The organism is Enterococcus sp. DIV0840 (assembly GCF_050527835.1).
GTDB classification, from domain to species: Bacteria; Bacillota; Bacilli; order Lactobacillales; family Enterococcaceae; genus Enterococcus_L; species Enterococcus_L ureasiticus.
In genome coordinates this window covers 1668835-1689515 of sequence record NZ_CP172876.1, presented here as the reverse complement: position 1 = coordinate 1689515, position 20681 = coordinate 1668835, and the positions used below count along the sequence as shown (strand labels likewise).

Sequence of the window (20681 nt, the reverse complement as noted above, 5' to 3'; positions counted from 1 at the left end):
GCAAAAAAAAACTAAAATTACAACTGCTTTACCAGTAGCTTTTTTCTAATCTACAAAAAATAACCCACCTTCAACAGAAGATGGGACAGGAGTTTTACTCATGAGAGTAAATGAAAAAAGTTATATCGTTAGGATAGATTTATATTACTATCCTATTTTTAGTTTTACAAATGTTATGCATTATAAATCTTCTTTTTTATTCTCTAAAAAAAGAAGGCTTCCAAATCACTTGTTGAACGAGTTACTCGTTCAACAATAATCTCCATCGAGACATCGGTAAACCAATCGTATTGAATTTGATTGATAATACTTTTTTTTAACTCGACGATCATTGTTTCACTATCGATTTCATTTTCATAAAACGAACCTAACATGGTTAGCATTTTCGTGTTAGAATGTTGCTGAAATCGGTAGATACGTCCTTTTTCTATGTAATAAAACCAGTGATTGATAATAACCGCAAAGCGGTCTTCTTTATTTTCCAATAAGGTGATAAGCATCTTAGCTGTAATTTTCTTCATGTTGTCTGCTCCTTTGACTGCTCCATTCATTTTATCATATCAAAATATTGTTAGAGAAACAATCAGTGGAAAGTTTCTAAAAATAGTCCCGAATATCCTTTTATAATCGTCTTTTTTGATACCTCAATCGTAAAAAGGAATAAAAATATCTTTTAGCTAATCTTTATGTCCACAATTGCGTACTATTTGATATAATTGAAGAGAAAAACTAATACTTTAGGATTGGAGAATAAGATGAAACAAAATTTAATCAAAGTAACCACAACATTTCATAATACATGGTTGATCGATCTGAAAAAAGATGCGTTTTCTGAAGAAAATAAGATTATATTTGGAGATACGTTGCGACTTTCTATTGCTAAAAATGATTCTTACTACTATTCAGAAGCGATTGCTTTAACTTACGAAAAAGAAATTCTATCTAGAGAACAACCAACAGAAAGTGAAATTAAATTTTTCAACTATATGAAGGAGGTTCAAGAAAAGAGCTTTTCCAAGGCGTTGGCAGCTAAATATAATATAGAACTTTATACAGTTCCCTCTTTAAATATTGACGACTCGGTGGAGGAAAAATAAAAAATAACAGCCTCTGATTTACTTCATTCAACAGGAAAAGTAAATCAGAAGCTATTATTTTGCACTTTTTTTTGGTACGCACTTTTTACTTATACATTTTAGTTTTTTTAGTTAAATCGTTTGTTTACAAAATTGGTTTGATAAGATAATTACGAGATATTTAAATACGTTTTAGACTCCGCCTGTAACAACATATACCGAAATAACGCTTGCTACAACAGCTATTAATGAAATCATCAACACACCTCCACTCCCATTTTTTAGAAATCAACGTTTGCAAACAAATAATTTTCCTTAGGTAAAGAATAACAAACAAGCAAAAAAAAATAAAGTAGTAAATTCAAAAAGTGCGAAATTGGCATAAAAATCAAATGAAATATTTACTTTTTTATTAAAAATAGGAATTTTCTGACCATTTCATGCTATAATCGCATAAGAAGGGAGAGAAAGTCTTGAATATCATAGAAACCTTACGTTTTTTTAGACTTAAACTAAAGTTAACTCAAAGAGAAATGATGTCTGAATATACTGATCCCTCTACCTATTCAAAAATTGAAAGTGGTAAACGCTCTCTTAAGGTAAATGAATTAGAAGAAATATTAAATCAAACTTCGATTAGTGTTGAAGAATTTTTTAGTTTCACAACTTTTGATAAACGACAACAAGATTTCAGAGAAACTTTTTATTATTGTGGAGCTCATTTAGAAAATAAAAGTACTAAACAAAAGCTACTTAATTATTATTATTCGTTAAAAGATAAAGAAAAAAAGAGCTTGAGAGAATTATCAAATTACATTGGTATTAAAAATTTTTTCAATGCTCACTGGGAAGAGGTTGATCCCGTGACTTTTGATGAAATAACTGATATTTTTGAGGATTTATTGAATAAATCATTCTACCTTCAGTACGACTATATCATTACTGCCAATTTAACTCGTTTTTTTAATGCTAAACAAGCTGATTTATTACTTGCAAGAATGTTCCCAATAAAATATGAAGAACAACGAGATTTTACCACTAAAAAATTTGCTCATAATATTCTTATCAATTTAATTTCAATGCGATTATATGCAAAGGACTATGAAAGTGCAGAGAAATATATAAAACTTGCTAAAAAACAAGATAAACAAAACGAAAATTATAGTTTCAAATTAAATCTCCAATATTTAACTAATCTCTTAAACTACATTATTGAAGGCGAACCTGTTTACATGGAACGTGTTTATGATTTTATACATTTGTTAGAAAATACTGGTGACACTTTACAAGCAGAACAGGTAAAAAAAGAAGTAAAGATGTTAATTCACGAGAGGGATAGCGAAAAAATGCTTAATAGCTATGCCGTTGGATTACTGAAAGAATCCTAGTTCCAAGAATTAAAATCAGAATATCCCACCTCTTTCAAGGTGGGATAAAGAGTTTTACTCGGATTGAGTAAAATGAAAATACTGTTAGGGTACATTTATAATACTACACTACGTTACAAATTTCAACCCTTTAGTCGATAAATATTTTTTATTTGTTCGTTTTAACGTAACTCCCTTTATAACTAAGACTTTCCCTAAAATAAACTCACCTAGTAATTTTCCCTGTGAGTTTATTTCTTGTGTTCTAAAACACTCACATTCTGCAATATCATTTTTCTACGAATAAACTTAATTTTTCATTTAACGATCTGCTTCCCTACAAATATTTCATATAATTATTCATTTTCTGTTAAAATAAATATAAAACAACATAAAGAAGGCGTAATTATTTGAATTCAAAATATAACAAAACAAAAATCATCCTTTTATTAGCTTTATTGAGTATCAGCGTCATTTCCATTTTTCCTTATTTTTTTAATAACTATATTTTCAGCCAAGATGATCTTTTATATCATCGAACAAGATTGGAAAGTTACTCTCAAGCTGTGAAACATTTGGATTTTTTCCCGAGAGTTTTTCCTAATATGGGATTAAATTTTGGTTATGGTGCAGATTTATTTTATCCCTCTATATTATTATTACCTTTTGCTTTCTTTAGGATTGTAGGGATAGCTTTTGTTCCTTCTTACTACTTGTATCAGCTATTGATCAGTTTTGTTACTGCAGCCAGTGCGTATTATTTTCTATATTCAATCAAAAAATCACAAAAACTGGCGCTATTATTTTCTTGTTTTTATACACTTTCCACCTATCGTTTAATCGACCAATCTGTTCGTGCAGCGCTTGGTGAAACATTGGCATTTGCTTTTTTACCTTTATTTATTTTTGGTGTCTACTCGATTTTTTATAGTGACAAACATCGCTGGCAGCTGCTTGGAACCGGAATGAGTTTATTGATTGCCAGTCACTTGATTACAGCTTTCTACTCATTCATCCTGCTCCTTATTTTTATATTGGTCAATTGGAAAAAATGTAAACTGGCTCAGATAAAAAGCCTGATCATGGCAGGTCTTCTATCACTTGGTTTATCGGCTTGGTTTTTATTTCCTTATTTGGAACAGATACATCATTTAACGTTTAATTTTAATAACACGACATTATGGGCCAATGGATTAAATTTCAGTTTAGGTGATTTATTTATAAATAGCCTTGCTAATTTGAGTGCACCATTCACTGGACTAAAACCAAATATTGGTCTATTACTGTTAGTTGCAGTTTTAATTGCTGGTTTCAATTACCGAAAATTGAGCCCAAGCAATAAACGACTATCATTAGCTACTTTAGCAATTATTCTACTAGCCACAAACATTTTCCCTTGGGGACTTTTTAAAGTATCGATTTTAGCAACGATTCAATTCCCATGGAGATTATTATTATTTGCCTCCTTTTTTTCTAGTTTATTAGCGGTTTGTTTAATTGAACAATTTCGCTTGCTTTCAAGAAAAGATTTCCTTGTCTTTCTTTCATTGTCCAGCTTTTTAACACTCGGTTTTAATATCAACAACTTAACACAAAGTAACATCCAAAATAACGTAACTGTGACAAATGAAAACTTTACCGATTTTTATGAATCCGAAATCGGTCATGGTAAAGAGTATTTAGTAAAAGATACGGATTTTAAAAAATACTTTGCTTCTCCTGGTTTGATTATTGATAGTATTCCTTATACTGATTCATCCCGTAAAGTTGAGAATAACTATAATTATAGTATTTTTAAAGTGATGATTAACGGGACTCAAGAAGTTCAGCTGCCTAAGTTTTATTATAAAGGGTATGAGGTTAAGCTAGATCAACAAGTGATTCGTAATTATAATAAGAACGGATTAGTCACGGTTAGATTAGAACAAGGCTTACATGAAATTAGTGTCACTTATAAAAAAACTGTTATTCAGAAATTTTCAGCTATTTTCTCAGTTTTATTAGCTGGATCATTAATCTTTTACAATATAATAAAAAGCAGAAGAAAAAATAAATAATATTCAATTTTCTCGTCAAAGATAAACGATGCTAATACAACTATTTATGTATTCATCTTAATATACACAAATCAATTTTAATAAGTAACAGAATAACATCCAAATAACCAAGTAAGGAGCAATATTTTATGAACAAATTAAAATGGTATTCTGGAGGAAACGAACGAGGAAACCAAGCGATAAGCATTATCACTGATCTATTAGATGATTTTAAAACAGGCTTAGGTAATGACTCTATACAAAATGTGTTAGAAAATTATCGTGAAGAATTAGAACAACAAGGCGCTTTTGTTCCTATGATTTTAAGTCGTATGAATATAGACATTTCTAAAGCAATCAGAAATGGGGGGATTACTTTACTTTATCAGACAATCAATCTAAAAAACTAAAAGAGTTAACTTCCATCTCAAATATTAGATATGGATATTAACATTGCAAAAAATGCACAACTCTAACTATCCCTAATTAAATTAACTTAGATCTCTTTGTTCTAAGTTGTCTAGTTAAGTTTTAGCACGGATTACGAAACTGTTTCAGAAAATAACGCTAGGGAATCTTTAATAGAAAAAATATCCTTCAAAAATTATTTTTTGAAGGATATTTTTTATGAATGAATTTGACCTATATAGTAATTTTTATACCATTAATGCTTAACTTCGAACGGATGTACCAACAGGCGCTACATTGTAATATAATCAAATGACTAGCTCTATCATTTTATATGGATTTTTACTATATCTATCATGAATTTTTATCAAGTATCTAAAAATGTTTTATTATTTTGTTTGTTAATCTACATAAAGTTGTAGATTGGCATTCAATGTAAAAAAAATAGACAGTAGAAACGCTGTACAAACCTCTGTACATCAACGTTTCTACTGTCTGTCTCCATAAAGATGATGGAGACGGCGGGAGTCGAACCCGCGTCCAAACACATTGCCACTTAAACTTCTACGCTCATAGTCATACTATTTTAAGGCTTCGCTGAAGTTCATGCCGCATAACAGGCCCAAACTATCGCTAGTCTGATGATCTCTTCTAAATTTTACAGACGGAAAAATTTAGCGTATCCCACTTAATTTGAGACCCTTACCCGAGCACATGGGCGATGCCGGGAGGATCTTCACCCGCTGTTTTTACGCAGCTAGAGCGAAAGTATTGTTTTCGTTTTTAGCAGTTATATTTAACTGTAACGTTTTTACGTAGACGTAACCTACGAAACGCAATTCAAGCTCAACTATGCCTGTCGAATCCGTAACGTCCCCGTTAAGATTAAATAGCATAATATACGCTTTTATTAGTATAACATATTTATCTTGACTTTTAAAGGATGAAGTGCTGATTATTCACCTTTCTATTACAGCCAAATAACACTATTTAAAATAAACTTAGCCTAAAAATTAATGCCCTGTTCCAAAAGCATTGACTAAAATCGTCCCAATCACGATAAAACCAATACCAATAATTGTTGGTGTATTGATTTGTTCTTTCCAATAAACAACTGAAAAAATCGTGATCAAAATAATGCCGATTGCTCCCCATAATGCATAGGCAACATTTAATGGCATATATTTTATCGCTTTAGATAAGCTATAAAAACAGACAACATAAGCAACCAAACATTCCACAGATGGCACTAGCTTACTAAATCCATCCGTTGCTTTTAGTAGATTTGTTGCAATGACTTCACTGATTATGGCGATAAAAAGATATAAATACCCTATCAACTTTTTCCCCCTCCTCCTCTAATAACTACATCATTATATCAAAAAACCAACTAAATTGAACGCAGATTTTTCTCTATATACAAAAAAATCATCAATAGATTTAATCGTTCAAAATCCATTGATGATCTCTTATTTATTTTACATGACTCATTTTAAAATTAAGACTCGACATAATAATTCAGCATCCAATTGATGCCAAATTTATCGACGACCATACCATATTTTTTAGACCAGAATGTTTCCCCTAAAGGCATCGTCACTTTTCCACTTTCAGCCAAACGACTAAAAATTCGATCGATCTTTGCTTCATCTTCTGTGCTTACTACTAAAGAAACATTATTTCCTTCAATAAACGTCAAACCCATTCCATCCGGCACATCAGAAAACATAACGGGTACACCTTCAATGGTCATTGATGCATTGATGATCAAATTTTTCCAAGCCTCTGGCGTTGGATGTTCTGAATCTTCAGGTGCATCTGCAAATGTCATAGCATCTTCACATTTCACATCAAATACCGCTTCATAAAAAGCAATTGCATCGGCCGCTTCATTCTTAAAATTTAAGTATACTTCTAACATGATTGTCATCCTCTCACTCTATTTTTAATGATTATCTCATGCCAAAATAGATTAAGCGAAAGGGATGCTCATATTTAACTAAAAATCAGTATCTTTTAAAAGCGCTGCAACAAATTGTTCTAAGTACTCCTGATCTGTTTCATCATAGCCATGTGTTACTGAACTATCTAGATCTAAAACGCCAAGCAGTTTTCCATCCTTAACCATTGGTACGACGATTTCAGATTGTGCAGCTGAATCGCAAGAGATATAATTTTTATGATTTTTCACATCATCAACAATCAATGCTTCACGCTTTTCAGCAGATTCTCCACATACGCCTTTGCCCATTTTAATTCGAGTACACGAAACTTTCCCTTGAAATGGACCTAAGACCAGCTCTTCTCCATCAAATAAGTAATACCCTGCAAAAATTGTATTAGGTAATGCATCTGCCAATAGTGCAGAAGAATTAGCAAGATTCGCAATTTTATCATGTTCGATTTCGATAATTGCAGCTTGTTGTTGAACTAAAAGTTGGTATGTAGTATTCTTTTCTTCTTTTGTTTTCCACATTTTCAATTCACGCTCTTTTCTATAGTTATTATAAGAAATAGTTTAATTATTTTTTTATTATATCATAGACTTAGATTAGTAAATTTTTTTATTGTATCGTTATTTCATTATCTACACCACTTTTTTCTTATTTGACTACTTCTTGTTTGCGATATTCATGTGGCGTCATTTTTAAATATTTCGTAAATACTCTAGTAAAATAAGAAGAATCTGCAAAACCAACTTCTGTCGCAATTCGATATAATGGCAAATCCGTTTCATGCAAAAGACGACAGGATTCTTCGACTTTCAAGATATTGATATAGTCATTTACACTGATTCCAGGCTCCTTGCGAAATACTGCGGATTTAAATAGACGTGATTCGCAATGTCATCAATTGTTGTCTTTTGCTTAAAATTTTTCTTGATAAATTGTATTGCTTTATTGATTCCTTCACTAAATTGCTTATTGTAACGTTCAGAAAGAGTATATTTCTTTTTGCGCATCATAAACTTATCTAGATGTTGCATCATCTGTGTTTTCGAATAAGGTTTTAGTAAGTATCCCCTAATATTATAGGTCAATCCCTGACTCAGTAAATCAAAATTAGAATAGATAGATGTCCAAATCGTGTAAATTGTTGGTTTGATCTGAAGCATTTCTTTTTGTAATTCTAATCCATTCACACCAGCGACTTCAATATCCATCACAACTAATTCAGGTTGAAACACTCTCGCTTTGCTTAATGCATCAATCCCATTTTGAACTTCGACTACATTTAAATTTTCTCTTTGATAATTTTCCTTGATAATATCTTTAATAAATTGACGTTCTAATTCATCTTCTTCCACAATCATTATATTTTTCATGCACTTCATCCTCTGGTCTTACTATTAATCCTTTTGATGCTGGAAAGATAACCTCTACAACTAACTTATTTAACGTTTCTACCATTCCAACATGTGCCTGATCTCCTAATAACTCAATCAATCTCGTATTGCTTTTGGCAATTGCCTGTAAAAATTCTTTTTCTACCAGCAATTCCCTTTTTCGATCTAAGTGAATTTGTTCTTGAATGGTAATGACGATATTTCCTTTTATTTCAGACACTTTAAATAATAAGGAAAAATCATCTCTATACTTAGGTAACCTAATTTCTAGCAAGCTTTCTACAATTGGAATCAAAGTCATTACAGGTATTCGATACTCAATCAATTCTTTAGGAAGATCCACTTGATAGGATAATCGCTTCACAGATCTAGTTGTACTAATTTCTAGGTAGTTATTTAAATAGTTAAATGCTTCTTCTAAAGAAACGCAATGATTTTGCGATTGATAATTATAACGAATAACACTGGAAAGCTTAAAAACGGCTTCCTCTAAATCTGGATTCTCATTAAAATGAGCTAATCTTGCTAATGTAGTCAGTGAATTAAATACAAAATAAGGCGTCAACCCTTTGATATTATCCTGATTTTCCATGTGTTCAATTTTTTGAGATAGAATTTTCAGGTTATTTTCAGTCTTCTGTTTTTCTTTTTCCAATTTTTCCATCGTTAAGGTCTGAGATAGAAAAGCCGCAAATACTGAAGCAAAATTTTCAACTTTCTCTAAGTCATCCCCTTCAAAAAGGTGTAAGATATTCATTTTTTCATTTGCACCAGCTTTATTGATGTCAGATACAATCAGTAAGTTGATATCTGTTTCATCTTTGAAAAAAGGGCCAAAAATCAACAAACCTCGTTCGTTTCCGCAGTATTGAAACGGATAGATAAATTTACTTAATCCATAACTACAGCGGTGACAATAGGACGAAATCCTTTTCTTTCTAAAAATACCGCTGCTTGATGGGCAGGAAGAACAATCCATCGCACGTTTACAGAAGCTTTGGTTGACTTCATTGTTTGTTGAACTCACTTTAGTTAAAAGCTGAAAATGTGGGCGGACCTTAATCGGAAACCTTTTTAATAGCTCTTGCGATTGCTCAATTGTTTGTTGAGAAAGCTCTGAGCTGGTGTAGATAGTGAGATAAACATTTTCCACACAAATTGCTCCTTTTCAGCACAATTTCATTTTACATATAGTATAACATAAATAACATTTGTAGCTATTCTAGCTTTTAGAACTGCCTGGGTTAGATGATTGTTAGATCTATTAAAATGGGGAAGAAACCAATAAGGGGATCAATGATCTGCATCTGTTTTTTCTTAATGTTTAACGACTCTAATCGGTAAATCAAACTGCGCCATATATCCTCTGATTTCTTCAAGTTCATCGTCTGTATACGACATATCGACATCTTGTAATGGATAGGTTTGGTCTAATTGTTCATATTTTGCGACTCCTAATTTGTGATAAGGTAAGATATCGATACTTTTAAGGTGACCATTAGTTTGGATTTTTTTGATGTATAAAACGGTCGCTTTTAGCGTTTCCATAGAATCATTTAATCCTTTTATCAACGGCATTCGTACTGAAATATTTGCTCCTGCTTGAAACAACTTTTCTAAATTTGTCATAATTCGTTCGTTTCGTGCACCCACTAATTCGCGATGTCGTTCAGGATCAAAATGTTTCACATCAAATAAAAATAAATCCGTCACCTCAACAAATTTCTTCATTGTTTCCCACTTTGTATAGCCACAGGTTTCGATTGCTGTATGAATACCGTTTTGTTTACATTCAGCTAACAGTTCCACAGCGAAATCGCCCTGGTAGGTTACCTCGCCGCCACCCAGTGTAACACCACCATTTGAACTCATATAAAACAACATATCTTGTAAAATAATATCCATCACTTCTGGAACCGTCATATCTTGTCCCATCACTGTCAAAGCATTTTTGGGACAACTCTCTTCGCAAATACGACAACCGTTACATGAAATTTCTCGGTCAATAAAGTGTTCTTTTTCCCCATCGATCATGGGACGCATTTTGTGGATATTTTTTGGACAAGCCGCAACACAAATCCCACAATCATCACATAATGATTGCTGTTTCATCACTTGAAATCCAGATTCCACACTTTCTGGATTTGAGCACCATTTACACCGTAGCGGACAGCCTTTAAAAAAGACCAGCGTACGAATCCCATCTCCATCATAAATAGAATATTTTTGAATATTAAAGATCCGGGCCGTTTTTTTTACAGGCAACATCTTACTCACTACTTTCCCTTATTTTTTCGGTAAATATTTTCTCAGCATCTCTTTTCCCGCATCATTTATTTGATAGGTCGTCAGCAATTGATTTTGCTCATTGATATACGCATCGGCTTCATCTAGTAAACCATTTTCTTTTAATGCAAGGACATGATCTAAAAATGCAGCTTCATTAAATTGTTTTTCTGTACCATATTCCGGATGCAAACAAGTCATCAATTCTTGAAAATGCATTTTTTTCTCTTCTAATTCTTTTAGTACGCGAAAACGTAACGGTAATAGCGTTTCGGCCATTATATTGCCTCCTTTTTAAAAAACGAAAGTGGATTGACTGAAACCATAATTGCGCCAAAGGTAATCAATAATGCGCCTGCTATAACGGTTTGCGTAATCGCTGAAAAATCTTGTGAAACAACTGCTGAAAAAATGATGCCCCACATAACATACGTACTATTTAGAGCCATTCCTTTAGCAACACCACACATACTATTAGCGTTATACCATTGTAGAAAAGAGACTGCTGCAACTAATGCAGCTAACGCTAAAACAACTAAGGTTTTTGGTGATTGGAACACTTGTTGAAAAACGCCAAACCCATTGACTAGCGGCATAACGATCAAGAAAAATGTCAATCCAGAGGTAATATCACGAATCGTAATCGTTACTTTAGGATCTAAAACAGAACCGCCAAAGGCCGAAAGAACACCTTCAAGTCCCCAACCTAAAGCTGCAACGGCTGCACAAATAATACCTAAATAAAAATTCTCTACATTACCTGCTGGCGGTGTATACGAAATAACAACTGCGCCGACAACACAAATCGCCATTCCCGCCCAAACACGTTGTGTAATTTTTTCTTTTAAGAATACAGCAGAAAGTAACGCTCCAACTACTGGGCATAAGGCAGAAATCGGTACAGCATATGTTGGTCCAGCAAAAGCAATACCTAAAAGATACGCACCTTGCGCAACTGGTCCTCCCATTAAAGCAGCCAAACACGTCATTTTCCCTGGAAATAATTTCAGGCTTCTAAAAATCTCTTTAAGTCTTCCTTGATAGGCATTATAAATAATCAACCAAATCGCCGCTAAAAAATCATTGAATCCCGCAAAAACTAAAGGCAAGGCATAGGCATTAGGTTCGTCTGAAAAAAGAAACAATGAAATTGCTAAAGCAAGTAATGCGCTATTCAATCCAAAAAGCAATCCAGAAGATAAACCATTTAACAACCCTTTACGCTCAAAACTGCTTGCCTGTTTCGCTTTTGCTTGTTCAAGGGTCGAGGCACTCAGTTCGTTTATATTATTCATTCTTTTTCCTCCATCTATAAAAAGAATTTAAGAGAAAAGTTGCTTAATCATCCCGCTTTTTGGAATGGACTAAACAACTTTTTTCTCACCATTCTTGAATTTTTAAACTATCTAGAAAGTTCATAATCACCAAAATTAGAAATGCTCGATCATTGTCCGACTGATGATCTCATCTTGAACCTCTTTACATAATTCAACGAAGTACGCACTGTAACCTGCTACACGAATGATCAAATCACGATGTTTTTCAGGTTGTTCTTGGGCTTTCAGCAATAAATCGTTATCGATGTAGCTAAACTGCATCTGTCCATTCCCTAATATTGACGCCGTACGTAAAAGGTTGATCAAACCATTTTCTCCTTCTGGCGTTTCTAAAATTCCCTTGAGTAATTTGAAATTATGCACCATACCGATCGTCATACTTTCAACACCTAATTTGCTGACTGACTTGATGATTGCTGTTGGTCCAAATTTATCGGCTCCTTGGCTCGGCGAAATTCCGTCAGAAAGTGGGACCCACGCATTGCGCCCGTTAGGTGTTGCGGCTGTCATTTCGCCAAACGGTGTATTGTTAGAAATTGACAATGTTCCATGACTCATCTTCGAATAAAGCATGTCATATTGTTGATGTTCTCTTTCTGTCCAGTTAATGATTTCTGCTGCAATCGAGTCAGCGTAATCATCATCGTTTCCATATTTTGGTGCACTTAAGCAGTCACGTTTGATTTGGTCATATCCAATAAAATCAACATCTAACGCTTCTTTGATTTGTTTTAATGTATATTTTTTATCTTCAAACACTAATTTTTTGATGACCACCATTGAATCTACGTAAGTCCCTAAACCAGACCAGACTAATCCTGGACCATTATTAACGACTGCTCCACCATGTGTCACATCTTTACCAGTTTCCATACAGCCTTCAACCATCAATGACATCAGCGGTTTCGGTGCAACTTCTGAATGAACACGTTGACTGATTACCGTGCCGATCGCTGATAAATGGACGATCCTTCTCAATTGTTCTTTCACAGCCTCATCAAATTGTTCGAATGTTTCAAATTGATCTAAATCGCCTGTATCGATTCCTTGTTTAGAATCATGCCATTTCATGATTCCACGATTTAAAACAAACTCGATTGTAATTGGCCATTGTGTATAACCTGTTGACGTCCATTGATAGATTCTACCGGATTTTTGCGGTTCTACACATCCCATTAAACAATAATCACGTGCATCTTCAATCCCAAATCCCTTAGCCAACATCATCTTAATGTGAGAATCATCGAAATGACAAGCTGGGAAGCCCATACCTGCTTTGACAACTTCAACAATTTTTTTCAAGTATTTTTGCGGTGATTGGTTGTGAATACGGCAAGCTAAGGAAGGCTGATACACTTTGGTCATACGAATAGCCTCCATGATTGCATATGTCAATTCATTGGTTGCATCGCCACCTGTGCGTTTTACTCCACCAACAGTACAGTTGATAAACGGTTGATACCCGGCAAAGAATTTTGCGCCACCTTCACTGGATAGCCACATGTATTCAGAACATTTGATAAAGAAACAGCCTAATAATTCGATTGCTTCTTTTTCAGTCATTCGTCCTGCTTCAAGATCCGCTTTATACATCGGATAAATATACTGATCTAAACGCCCTAATGAAATCCCTGTTTGATTTTCTTCAATAACAAATAATGACTCCATTGTCCAAATTGATTGCAGTGCTTCTTTAAATGTTTTTGGAGGATTTGCTGGGACGGTTAATAATATTTCTGCTGTTTCTAAAAGTTCTGCTTTTCGAACTGGGTCACTCTCTGCCATTGCCAACTCTTTAGCATAGTCAGATAGGCGTTTAGAATAGTTCAAAATACCGTCACATGTTTGGATTTCAGCTTTATAGAAATAAATTTTTTCGATGTCGTCTGGATTGCTCATCAATAATTCAGAAAGTTTTGTTTCAGCTTCTTCTTTGATTTTATTGATTCCTTTTTTGATCAATAAAATATCATATCCTGGACAAGTGTCACCTCCTCCATTGATTTGGTGGTAAGATAAATCACTAACAAATGCTTCACCAGAAAATTCCCAAAGTCCAGCTTCTTCATACTGAGATTGACAAACTTCATCTAGTGAACGTGTTTCCCAAAACGGGAAGATATCTTCACGCAAAGTTCTCTTTGTTTCTTCCGTAATTTCAAATGGATCTTGCGGACGCGAATCAATCGTATCAAGTTCATCCAATACCCAACGCCAAGCAATATCTGGAGCAACTTCCCCAGCACGAGGACGTCCACACGGGTGCCCTACGATCAATTCATTATCCTGAATTAGTAACGGTGCTGTTTCACATGCATGTTTAAACGCTTTAGCTCGTAAAATAATTTTAGGCATACCCCAATGTTTTTTGGCAATTTCAGTTACTGCTTTAGCGCGATGTGCCGTTACGGAGGGACGAATTGTTAAATAGTGGTCTTTTAATTTTTTTAGACGAGGGCTAAACCGACTTAATTCATCTCCTGGAAATGTTGAAACATTTGACACCACTACAGGATCGTCTTCTTTCAATTCTTGAATGACACCTGAAAATACTTTGACTAACTCTTGTGAATCTGTACTAGATAGATTTTTTGACGCATCTAGTAATTGTTTTTCTAAAAGTTCATTATTCATTTACTTTTCCTCCTCTATTTTCTTCTAACTGGTAATCACCGAATTTGTTCACGCTTACATTTTTTGATCAAGAATTTTCACTTCTATCATTCCTAATATTTTGTGAACCTTCTCATTTCCCTCCAACATAGTTTTTGTTTACATGACTAAGTTTAACTTGTAAAATTCATAGATTTTTTTAAAATAAAGACCTTCTATTGTAAAAAAGAGAGATTGTGAATTACTTTCTTGGTAAGAATTTGTTTTTTTATTCGGTAAGATATTCATACTCTTCATAACAAATTCAAACGAATTCACACTTTTTTCAAGCTTTTTTATGTTTGATTTAATCTATTAAGGTTACAGTTTAATCATAGTAAACAACCAATACATTTGTGGATGAACGTGGTGTTAAAACTCTTTGAGGACTAACGGATGTTTATTCTCGACCTGATGAGGTGTAGGTTCGAATCCTACCGTCCACGTATGTGCAGCTTTTGCACTTGAATATAAATTCGTCACTATAGATGAAAGGAAGGATGTTCTATGAAAAAAATCTTCGTTACAGGAGCAACACTATCAGCAATTACACTTGTAGCCTATTCATTTTTAAAACATACACCGAAACATCAACATGACTATGGCAAACTATAATAAAAAAGTTGTCCTGAACGATTTTGTTCAAGACAACTTTTTTTATTATAATTTTGATAAATTAGTTATTTAAAAACCAAATGATACTCTCCTTCTTCTGCGCTATCTAAATATTGATATAAAATCAATTCAAGAATCGCCAACATTGAAATATGAGAAGTGATTTCCATTTTATTTAAAAAGAGTTCATCCGTAAACACGTAAAAATTAACATCGCTCATATTTTGAACCACGTTATTATCTGCACCTGTGATTGAGACCAATAGCGGATGTATAGCATTTTTTAGATGCTGCATCAACTGAATCCATTCTTCATCTTTTCCTTGATAGGTTAAAATAAACACCATATCCTCTGATTTGATCTGCTTTTGGACAACCACCCGCATTGACTGGTCTTCTGGAAACACTACCAAAAATCCAGCAGCTACAAATAGATACTTCACATACTGCATCAACTGCTTATTCATTCCTTTAGCAAATAAGTATATAATCGGTTTTTTCTTTAAATACTCCCCTACTTTTATCAAACTATTTTTATCGATCACACGAACAGATTCATTGATATTTTTTAGATACTCTTCCCGATAATCTTTTTGGGAAACAACAAAGGGACTGACTTTTTCTTCTTTTTTCTGATTCAAAAGAGTATATTTGACGACCGTCGTAAATTCACTATAGCCGGAAAAACCAATTTTTCTAACAAATCGGAGAAAGGTTGTTGTTGAAACAAAGCAATCATCTGCTACTTCACGGATACTTTTATTTTTAATTTCATTTAAGTTTTTTACAACATAATCAAATAGTAGATGTTCATTTTTCGTTAACTCTGAAACGTGAGGGTTTACCACTTCAAAAAAATCCATTTTTTTCCCTCCTACTTATTTTTAGGAACACTTTGTGCAATGCAATGAATATTTCCGCCACCTAATAAAATTTCACGTGCAGGAACACCGATTATCTTACGATCCGGATATAGTTTTTCCAGTAATTTTCCTGCTGCTTGATCATTTTTATCATTGAATAATGGATAAACAATACCGCCGTTAGCCGTATAATAACTAACATAAGTCGCAGTCAGTCGATCGCCAGGAAAACGGGGCAACATTCCATTAACAGGATCTACTCCCTGACTTTCTTCGGTTGTGATATACATCGGTTCAGGCATCAGCATTTTATGAATGGTTAATCTCCTGCCTTTTGCATCTGTTTCATTTTTCAATTGTTCATAGGCTGCTTTAGAAATTTCATATTGAGGATCGTCCAGGTCTTCTGTCCAGGTCAGGACGATTTCACCAGGGCGTACTACATTCAACATATTATCGATATCTCCATTGGTTTCATCTAAAAAGAATCCTTGTTTTAACCAGATGATTTTTTCTACATTGCAATATGCTTTCAGAACTTCTTCTATTTCCTCTTTAGAAAGTTTACCATTTCTACCTTCTGAAAGTAAAACTTCTTCTGTTGTATATAATGTTCCGTCACCATCTAAATGAATAGAGCATCCTTCCAAAATAAACTCTTTTAAAGAGTAATAATCGATATGATTAAATTCACACAATTTTTCAGCAATCAAATCATCTTGATCCCAAGGAAAATACAAACCATCCAGCAAACCGCCCCATGCATTAAACCGACAGTCTACTCCACGAATTTCACCCTTTTGATTCATTACATAGATAGGTCCATAATCCTTGATCCAAGCATCATTGTTACTCATTTCCATCACCCGAATAGACTCCGGCAATAGGTGGCGAGCATTCTGATATTGTTTTTTTGAAACCAACATTGTGACAGGCTCAAACATTGCGATAGCTTTGGCTACTTCTACATAGGCTGTTTGCGCAGGTTTTCCACCATTACGCCAATTATCAGCTCGTTCTGGCCAGATCATGTAAGTTTCTTCGTGTAAATTGAACTCTCCTGGTGCAAAAAAACCGTCCTCTTTAGGATTGCTCGTTTTTAATTTCATATGCGGGGACTCCTTTTTTCTTTGTATGTAAGCGATACATTTTTAATATATCAGAAAGAAAGAGTAGAAACTAGTTTTTGTCTCCACTCTTTCTATAAAGTTATGCAGTAATAATGGTCCCTGTTTCTTCTTCTAATAAATTCTTGATATTTTCCAAGGAGGTAATTACTGCTTTGCCGTTGTTATTTTCTTTAATAAACGTTATTGCTGCCTGTACTTTAGGTAACATACTGCCTGGTGCAAACTGATTTTCTACAATATATTTTTCCATATCTGCTACGGTTACGTTTGTTAACTCAGATTGATTTGGTTGATTATAATTGATGCTGACATGATCAACGCCTGTCAAAATCACTAGCATATCCGCCTGAACCAATTCAGCAATTTTTTCAGATGCAAAGTCTTTGTCTATCACGGCTTCCACACCATAATAGGTTCCATTTTTTATGACTACTGGAATACCTCCTCCTCCTCCTGCAATCGTAACGACTCCATTTTCTACTAATTGTTCGATCACAGGATATTCGACAATATCGATTGGGTTTGGTGATGGAACTACTTTCCGAAATCCTCGACCGGCATCTTCTACATAAGTTGCAGCTGTCTGCTTTTTCTCTGCTTCCATTTCTTCTTTACTTAAAAAGGGGCCAATTGGTTTACTTGGTGCCTGAAAAGCTGGATCGGTTTCGCTGACAACGACTTGCGTTAAGAGCGTTGCTACATTTTTAGAAATATTTCTTTTTTTCAACTCGTCTACTAATGCATTTTCAAGCCAATAGCCAATGCTGCCTTGAGTCATTGCAACTGCCGTATCCACTGGCATTGCAGGATTTTTATCGGTAGCACCCAATTGCTGCTGCAATAATAAGTTTCCAACTTGAGGTCCATTACCATGCGTGATGATCAGCTCATGACCAGCTTCAATGAAATCAGCTAAATAATACGAAGTGTGTGCTAAAGCATTTTGTTGTCCTTTAGCGCTGGGATCAGTTGTTAAAATAGCGTTGCCTCCCAGTGCAACTACGATACGTTTTTTCATGTATTCCACCTCATTTTGGTACTTGTTGGGTAATGCAGTGAATATTTCCACCACCTAAAAGAATTTCTCTTGCAGGCACTCCAACAATTTTTCTATCAGGATATAGTTCTTTTAATAAATCGATTGCCTTTTCATCATTTGGATCATCAAATAGTGGTAAAATGATACCGCCGTTTGCCGTATAATAGTTTGCATAGCTAGCAGCTAAACGATCGCCTTTTTCTCTTGGCAAAGTTCCTGCTACTGCATCTACCCCAAAACTTTCTTCTTCTGTGATCAAGATAGGTTTTGGCACATATAATTTATGCACAACAAGCTTACGGCCTTTAGCATCTGTCTTTTTTTCTAAAATAGCCAAACATTCTTTTGAAATTTCATATTGCGGATCATTTTTGTCATCCGTCCATGCCAAGACAACTTCTCCTGGTTTTACAAAATTAACAATATTGTCTACATGACCATTGGTTTCGTCTAAATAAATTCCACGTTTCAGCCAAATGATTTTGTCTAATGAAAGATATTCTTTTAATACTTGTTCAATTTGTTTTTTAGAGAGTTGCGCATTTCGGCCTTCTGATAATAAACATTCTTCTGTGGTGATCAAAGTTCCTTCACCATCAACATGAATCGAACCACCTTCTAAAACAAAATCATTTAAACGATACCGATCAAGCCACTCTACTTCACAAATTTTTTGTGCTACTTGGTCATCTTTATCCCAAGGAAAATATAAACCATCTACTAAACCGCCCCATGAATTAAACGTCCAATCCACGCCGCGAATTTCTCCTTTATCATTTTTAACAAAAGTCGGACCACAATCTCGAACCCAAGCATCATCATTTGCGATTTCTACGACACGTACTTCTTCTGGCAGCATATGGCGAGCATTATCATATTGCTCAGCAGATACGCCAACGGTTACTGGTTCAAATTCATTGATAGCAACAGCTACATCGACAAATGTTTTTTGAGCTGGCTTCCCTCCATTACGCCAATTATCTGGTCGCTCCGGCCATAAAATATACACACCTTGATGCGCTTCAAATTCTCCCGGCATACGGAAGCCGTCTTTTTTAGGTGAACTATCAATTGTTTTCATGTTCTAAACTCCCTTTATCTTGAATTTTTTTATCCGTTTCTTTTGCATACTCCTTATCGCCCAAACGAATACAGATTTCACCAATAATCGCTGCTGCAATTGTTCCAATCAAAATTGGTATTTTCTCAGCATATTCTTTGCTTGACAAAGGAACGATCGAGAAAAACAAAGTAATGACTAACAACGCTAAAGGAACATAAGCGATGATTTTTAGTAAAACAGAACCTCCAGGAACTTTAAATGGGCGCTCTTTATCTGGATCGATTTTGCGTAGTTTCAGAAATGCAGGGAACATCATAATATACGAAACTAATAATGCCACCACATTTAAAGCGAAAAATGCCCAGAAAATATTTTCATTTGGAATAAAGGGTGCTGCAACCACCAACACAGAAGCAACAATACCATTCATAACGGAAGCTCCGATCGGCATTTCATTTTTAGGATTCTCTTTGGCGAATACTTTTGGCATATCATGATTTTTAGCCGCATAAAACGCAACATAGTTAACCCCTAAAGCCCAAGAAATCAGGTTTGCAGCTAAAGTATACATAAACAATAACCCAATAATGATCACAAACGGATTGATCCCACCGACTAGTAAGATAAAGCTATCGATCAAACCACCCGAAGTCGACAATTGATCTGCTGGCACCGCGGCCCCCATTCCAAATGCAGCAAACAAATAGAAGAACGCAATTAAAATACCGCCATAAATGATTGCTTGTGGAATTTGTTTTTTTGGATTTTCCATATCACTAGCCAAGGTTGTTACCACTTCAAATCCCAAAAAGTTAAACAAAATCACTGAAATAAAACTTAAACTATTCAAATCGAAGGTCGGCAGCAATGCTTTACCTGAAAAATCATTCGCCATACCTTTCGTTATTGCATGATAAATACCTAATACACCTAAGCAAACCATAATAGCTACTTTAGCAAAAGCAGCCAGATTCAAAATCCATTTGCTATCACTCACTGGGTAACAACTGATCAACGTAACACTCCAGATAAAGACTAACTGAAATATGATCAAAACTGGTGCTCCAACTTCTAATCCGAAAATTTGTGTCATAACTTCTGTAAAAAGAACAGCCAAACTTGCCATCCAAATTGGAAAATTAATCCAATAAAACCAGGCTACACGAGCACCCCATCGTCGTCCAAAGGCCATTTTCACCCAATCATAAATACCTCCGTCTCCAGTATATGTCGTACCTAATTCAGCTGAGATCAATCCATATGGCAAAAAGAATAAAATTAATAAAATTCCCCACCAAAAAAATTGTGATGAACCAATAGCAGCAGCTGGAGCGGCAGATTCAACAACAAGTATGACAACAACTGCCATTAGAACTGCGTCAAACAACCGAAATTTCTTTTTTTCTTTCATGTTTTGTACGCACCTTTCATTAAAGAACCGAAAATAGAAGCAGAGACTTTTT

At 34.4% G+C, this 20681-nt stretch carries 20 protein-coding genes and 1 other RNA gene; 4 read left to right on the top strand and 17 right to left on the bottom strand.

The annotated features are described in order from the left end of the window. Positions 1-203: 203 nt before the first annotated feature. Positions 204-521, bottom strand: a complete 318-nt coding sequence (locus tag IGL98_RS08055) for a hypothetical protein (RefSeq protein WP_206842184.1) — start codon at positions 519-521, stop codon at positions 204-206. Positions 522-755: 234 nt separating this feature from the next. Between IGL98_RS08055 and IGL98_RS08050 the strand changes: the two genes are divergently transcribed. The 4 genes from IGL98_RS08050 (at position 756) to IGL98_RS08035 (ending at position 4889) form a co-directional block, all read left to right on the top strand. Next, complete coding sequence (locus tag IGL98_RS08050; RefSeq protein ID WP_206842628.1) at positions 756-1097, top strand: hypothetical protein; 342 nt, start codon at positions 756-758, stop codon at positions 1095-1097. A gap of 452 nt (positions 1098-1549) precedes the next feature. Further along, on the top strand, positions 1550-2464 hold the full coding sequence (locus tag IGL98_RS08045) for a helix-turn-helix domain-containing protein (RefSeq protein ID WP_206842627.1): 915 nt from the start codon (positions 1550-1552) through the stop codon (positions 2462-2464). Between the two features lie 584 nt (positions 2465-3048). After that, positions 3049-4500, top strand: a complete 1452-nt coding sequence (locus tag IGL98_RS08040) for a YfhO family protein (RefSeq protein ID WP_242590199.1) — start codon at positions 3049-3051, stop codon at positions 4498-4500. A gap of 128 nt (positions 4501-4628) precedes the next feature. Beyond that, positions 4629-4889 carry a bacteriocin immunity protein gene (locus IGL98_RS08035; protein ID WP_242590198.1) on the top strand — a complete coding sequence of 87 codons (261 nt, stop codon included), beginning with the start codon at positions 4629-4631 and terminating at the stop codon, positions 4887-4889. 508 nt (positions 4890-5397) lie between these two features. Here the strand turns inward: IGL98_RS08035 and ssrA are convergent. The 16 genes from ssrA to IGL98_RS07955 all read right to left on the bottom strand — a co-directional run bounded on the left by ssrA (position 5398) and on the right by IGL98_RS07955 (position 20629). Further along, positions 5398-5765: a transfer-messenger RNA gene (ssrA, locus tag IGL98_RS08030) on the bottom strand. 135 nt (positions 5766-5900) lie between these two features. Beyond that, positions 5901-6224, bottom strand: a complete 324-nt coding sequence (locus tag IGL98_RS08025; protein WP_069645518.1) for a DMT family transporter — start codon at positions 6222-6224, stop codon at positions 5901-5903. A gap of 161 nt (positions 6225-6385) precedes the next feature. Next, a complete protein-coding gene (locus IGL98_RS08020) occupies positions 6386-6817 on the bottom strand; it encodes a VOC family protein (RefSeq protein WP_206842625.1) in 432 nt (143 codons plus the stop codon). Between the two features lie 69 nt (positions 6818-6886). Beyond that, positions 6887-7363, bottom strand: coding sequence for a GAF domain-containing protein (locus tag IGL98_RS08015; protein WP_206912094.1), 477 nt, complete (start codon positions 7361-7363; stop codon positions 6887-6889). A gap of 127 nt (positions 7364-7490) precedes the next feature. Next, positions 7491-7655: a helix-turn-helix domain-containing protein gene (locus tag IGL98_RS08010; RefSeq protein ID WP_242590196.1), complete on the bottom strand. Its 165-nt coding sequence runs from the start codon at positions 7653-7655 to the stop codon at positions 7491-7493. Positions 7656-7672: 17 nt separating this feature from the next. Continuing rightward, positions 7673-8212, bottom strand: a complete 540-nt coding sequence (locus IGL98_RS08005; protein ID WP_206912093.1) for a response regulator transcription factor — start codon at positions 8210-8212, stop codon at positions 7673-7675. Further along, a complete protein-coding gene (locus tag IGL98_RS08000; protein WP_206912092.1) occupies positions 8181-9386 on the bottom strand; it encodes a histidine kinase in 1206 nt (401 codons plus the stop codon). The genes IGL98_RS08005 and IGL98_RS08000 overlap by 32 nt, the downstream gene beginning before the upstream one ends. Before the next feature lie 164 nt (positions 9387-9550). Beyond that, complete coding sequence (gene cutD, locus IGL98_RS07995; protein WP_206842629.1) at positions 9551-10501, bottom strand: choline TMA-lyase-activating enzyme; 951 nt, start codon at positions 10499-10501, stop codon at positions 9551-9553. Between the two features lie 18 nt (positions 10502-10519). Then, complete coding sequence (locus IGL98_RS07990) at positions 10520-10798, bottom strand: hypothetical protein (RefSeq protein ID WP_069644493.1); 279 nt, start codon at positions 10796-10798, stop codon at positions 10520-10522. After that, a complete protein-coding gene (locus IGL98_RS07985) occupies positions 10798-11814 on the bottom strand; it encodes a DMT family transporter (RefSeq protein WP_206912091.1) in 1017 nt (338 codons plus the stop codon). The genes IGL98_RS07990 and IGL98_RS07985 overlap by 1 nt, the downstream gene beginning before the upstream one ends. A gap of 135 nt (positions 11815-11949) precedes the next feature. Continuing rightward, positions 11950-14490, bottom strand: coding sequence for a choline trimethylamine-lyase (gene cutC / locus IGL98_RS07980; RefSeq protein WP_206912090.1), 2541 nt, complete (start codon positions 14488-14490; stop codon positions 11950-11952). Between the two features lie 698 nt (positions 14491-15188). After that, positions 15189-15986 carry a MurR/RpiR family transcriptional regulator gene (locus IGL98_RS07975; RefSeq protein WP_206842617.1) on the bottom strand — a complete coding sequence of 266 codons (798 nt, stop codon included), beginning with the start codon at positions 15984-15986 and terminating at the stop codon, positions 15189-15191. 11 nt (positions 15987-15997) lie between these two features. Continuing rightward, positions 15998-17095, bottom strand: a complete 1098-nt coding sequence (gene aguA / locus IGL98_RS07970) for an agmatine deiminase (protein WP_206912089.1) — start codon at positions 17093-17095, stop codon at positions 15998-16000. A gap of 100 nt (positions 17096-17195) precedes the next feature. Continuing rightward, entirely contained in the window at positions 17196-18134 is a 939-nt protein-coding gene (gene arcC / locus IGL98_RS07965) for a carbamate kinase (RefSeq protein ID WP_206842614.1), read from the bottom strand. Positions 18135-18144: 10 nt separating this feature from the next. Further along, positions 18145-19236, bottom strand: coding sequence for an agmatine deiminase (gene aguA / locus IGL98_RS07960; protein ID WP_206842613.1), 1092 nt, complete (start codon positions 19234-19236; stop codon positions 18145-18147). Further along, positions 19223-20629 (bottom strand): APC family permease, encoded by a 1407-nt coding sequence (locus IGL98_RS07955; RefSeq protein ID WP_206912088.1) that lies wholly within the window; start codon positions 20627-20629, stop codon positions 19223-19225. Before IGL98_RS07955 ends, aguA (IGL98_RS07960) begins: the two co-directional genes overlap by 14 nt. Positions 20630-20681: the final 52 nt, after the last annotated feature.

Coding starts and splice junctions, on each gene's coding strand:
- cutC (WP_206912090.1), bottom strand. CDS start 14,490: ATGAATAATGAACTTTTAGAAAAACAATTACTAGATGCGTCAAAAAAT.
- aguA (WP_206912089.1), bottom strand. CDS start 17,095: ATGAAATTAAAAACGAGCAATCCTAAAGAGGACGGTTTTTTTGCACCA.
- IGL98_RS08015 (WP_206912094.1), bottom strand. CDS start 7,363: ATGTGGAAAACAAAAGAAGAAAAGAATACTACATACCAACTTTTAGTT.
- IGL98_RS08040 (WP_242590199.1), top strand. CDS start 3,049: ATGGGATTAAATTTTGGTTATGGTGCAGATTTATTTTATCCCTCTATA.
- aguA (WP_206842613.1), bottom strand. CDS start 19,236: ATGAAAACAATTGATAGTTCACCTAAAAAAGACGGCTTCCGTATGCCG.
- IGL98_RS07955 (WP_206912088.1), bottom strand. CDS start 20,629: ATGAAAGAAAAAAAGAAATTTCGGTTGTTTGACGCAGTTCTAATGGCA.
- IGL98_RS07985 (WP_206912091.1), bottom strand. CDS start 11,814: ATGAATAATATAAACGAACTGAGTGCCTCGACCCTTGAACAAGCAAAA.
- IGL98_RS08005 (WP_206912093.1), bottom strand. CDS start 8,212: ATGAAAAATATAATGATTGTGGAAGAAGATGAATTAGAACGTCAATTT.
- IGL98_RS07975 (WP_206842617.1), bottom strand. CDS start 15,986: ATGGATTTTTTTGAAGTGGTAAACCCTCACGTTTCAGAGTTAACGAAA.
- IGL98_RS08020 (WP_206842625.1), bottom strand. CDS start 6,817: ATGACAATCATGTTAGAAGTATACTTAAATTTTAAGAATGAAGCGGCC.
- IGL98_RS08035 (WP_242590198.1), top strand. CDS start 4,629: ATGAACAAATTAAAATGGTATTCTGGAGGAAACGAACGAGGAAACCAA.
- IGL98_RS07990 (WP_069644493.1), bottom strand. CDS start 10,798: ATGGCCGAAACGCTATTACCGTTACGTTTTCGCGTACTAAAAGAATTA.
- IGL98_RS08050 (WP_206842628.1), top strand. CDS start 756: ATGAAACAAAATTTAATCAAAGTAACCACAACATTTCATAATACATGG.
- IGL98_RS08055 (WP_206842184.1), bottom strand. CDS start 521: ATGAAGAAAATTACAGCTAAGATGCTTATCACCTTATTGGAAAATAAA.
- arcC (WP_206842614.1), bottom strand. CDS start 18,134: ATGAAAAAACGTATCGTAGTTGCACTGGGAGGCAACGCTATTTTAACA.
- cutD (WP_206842629.1), bottom strand. CDS start 10,501: ATGTTGCCTGTAAAAAAAACGGCCCGGATCTTTAATATTCAAAAATAT.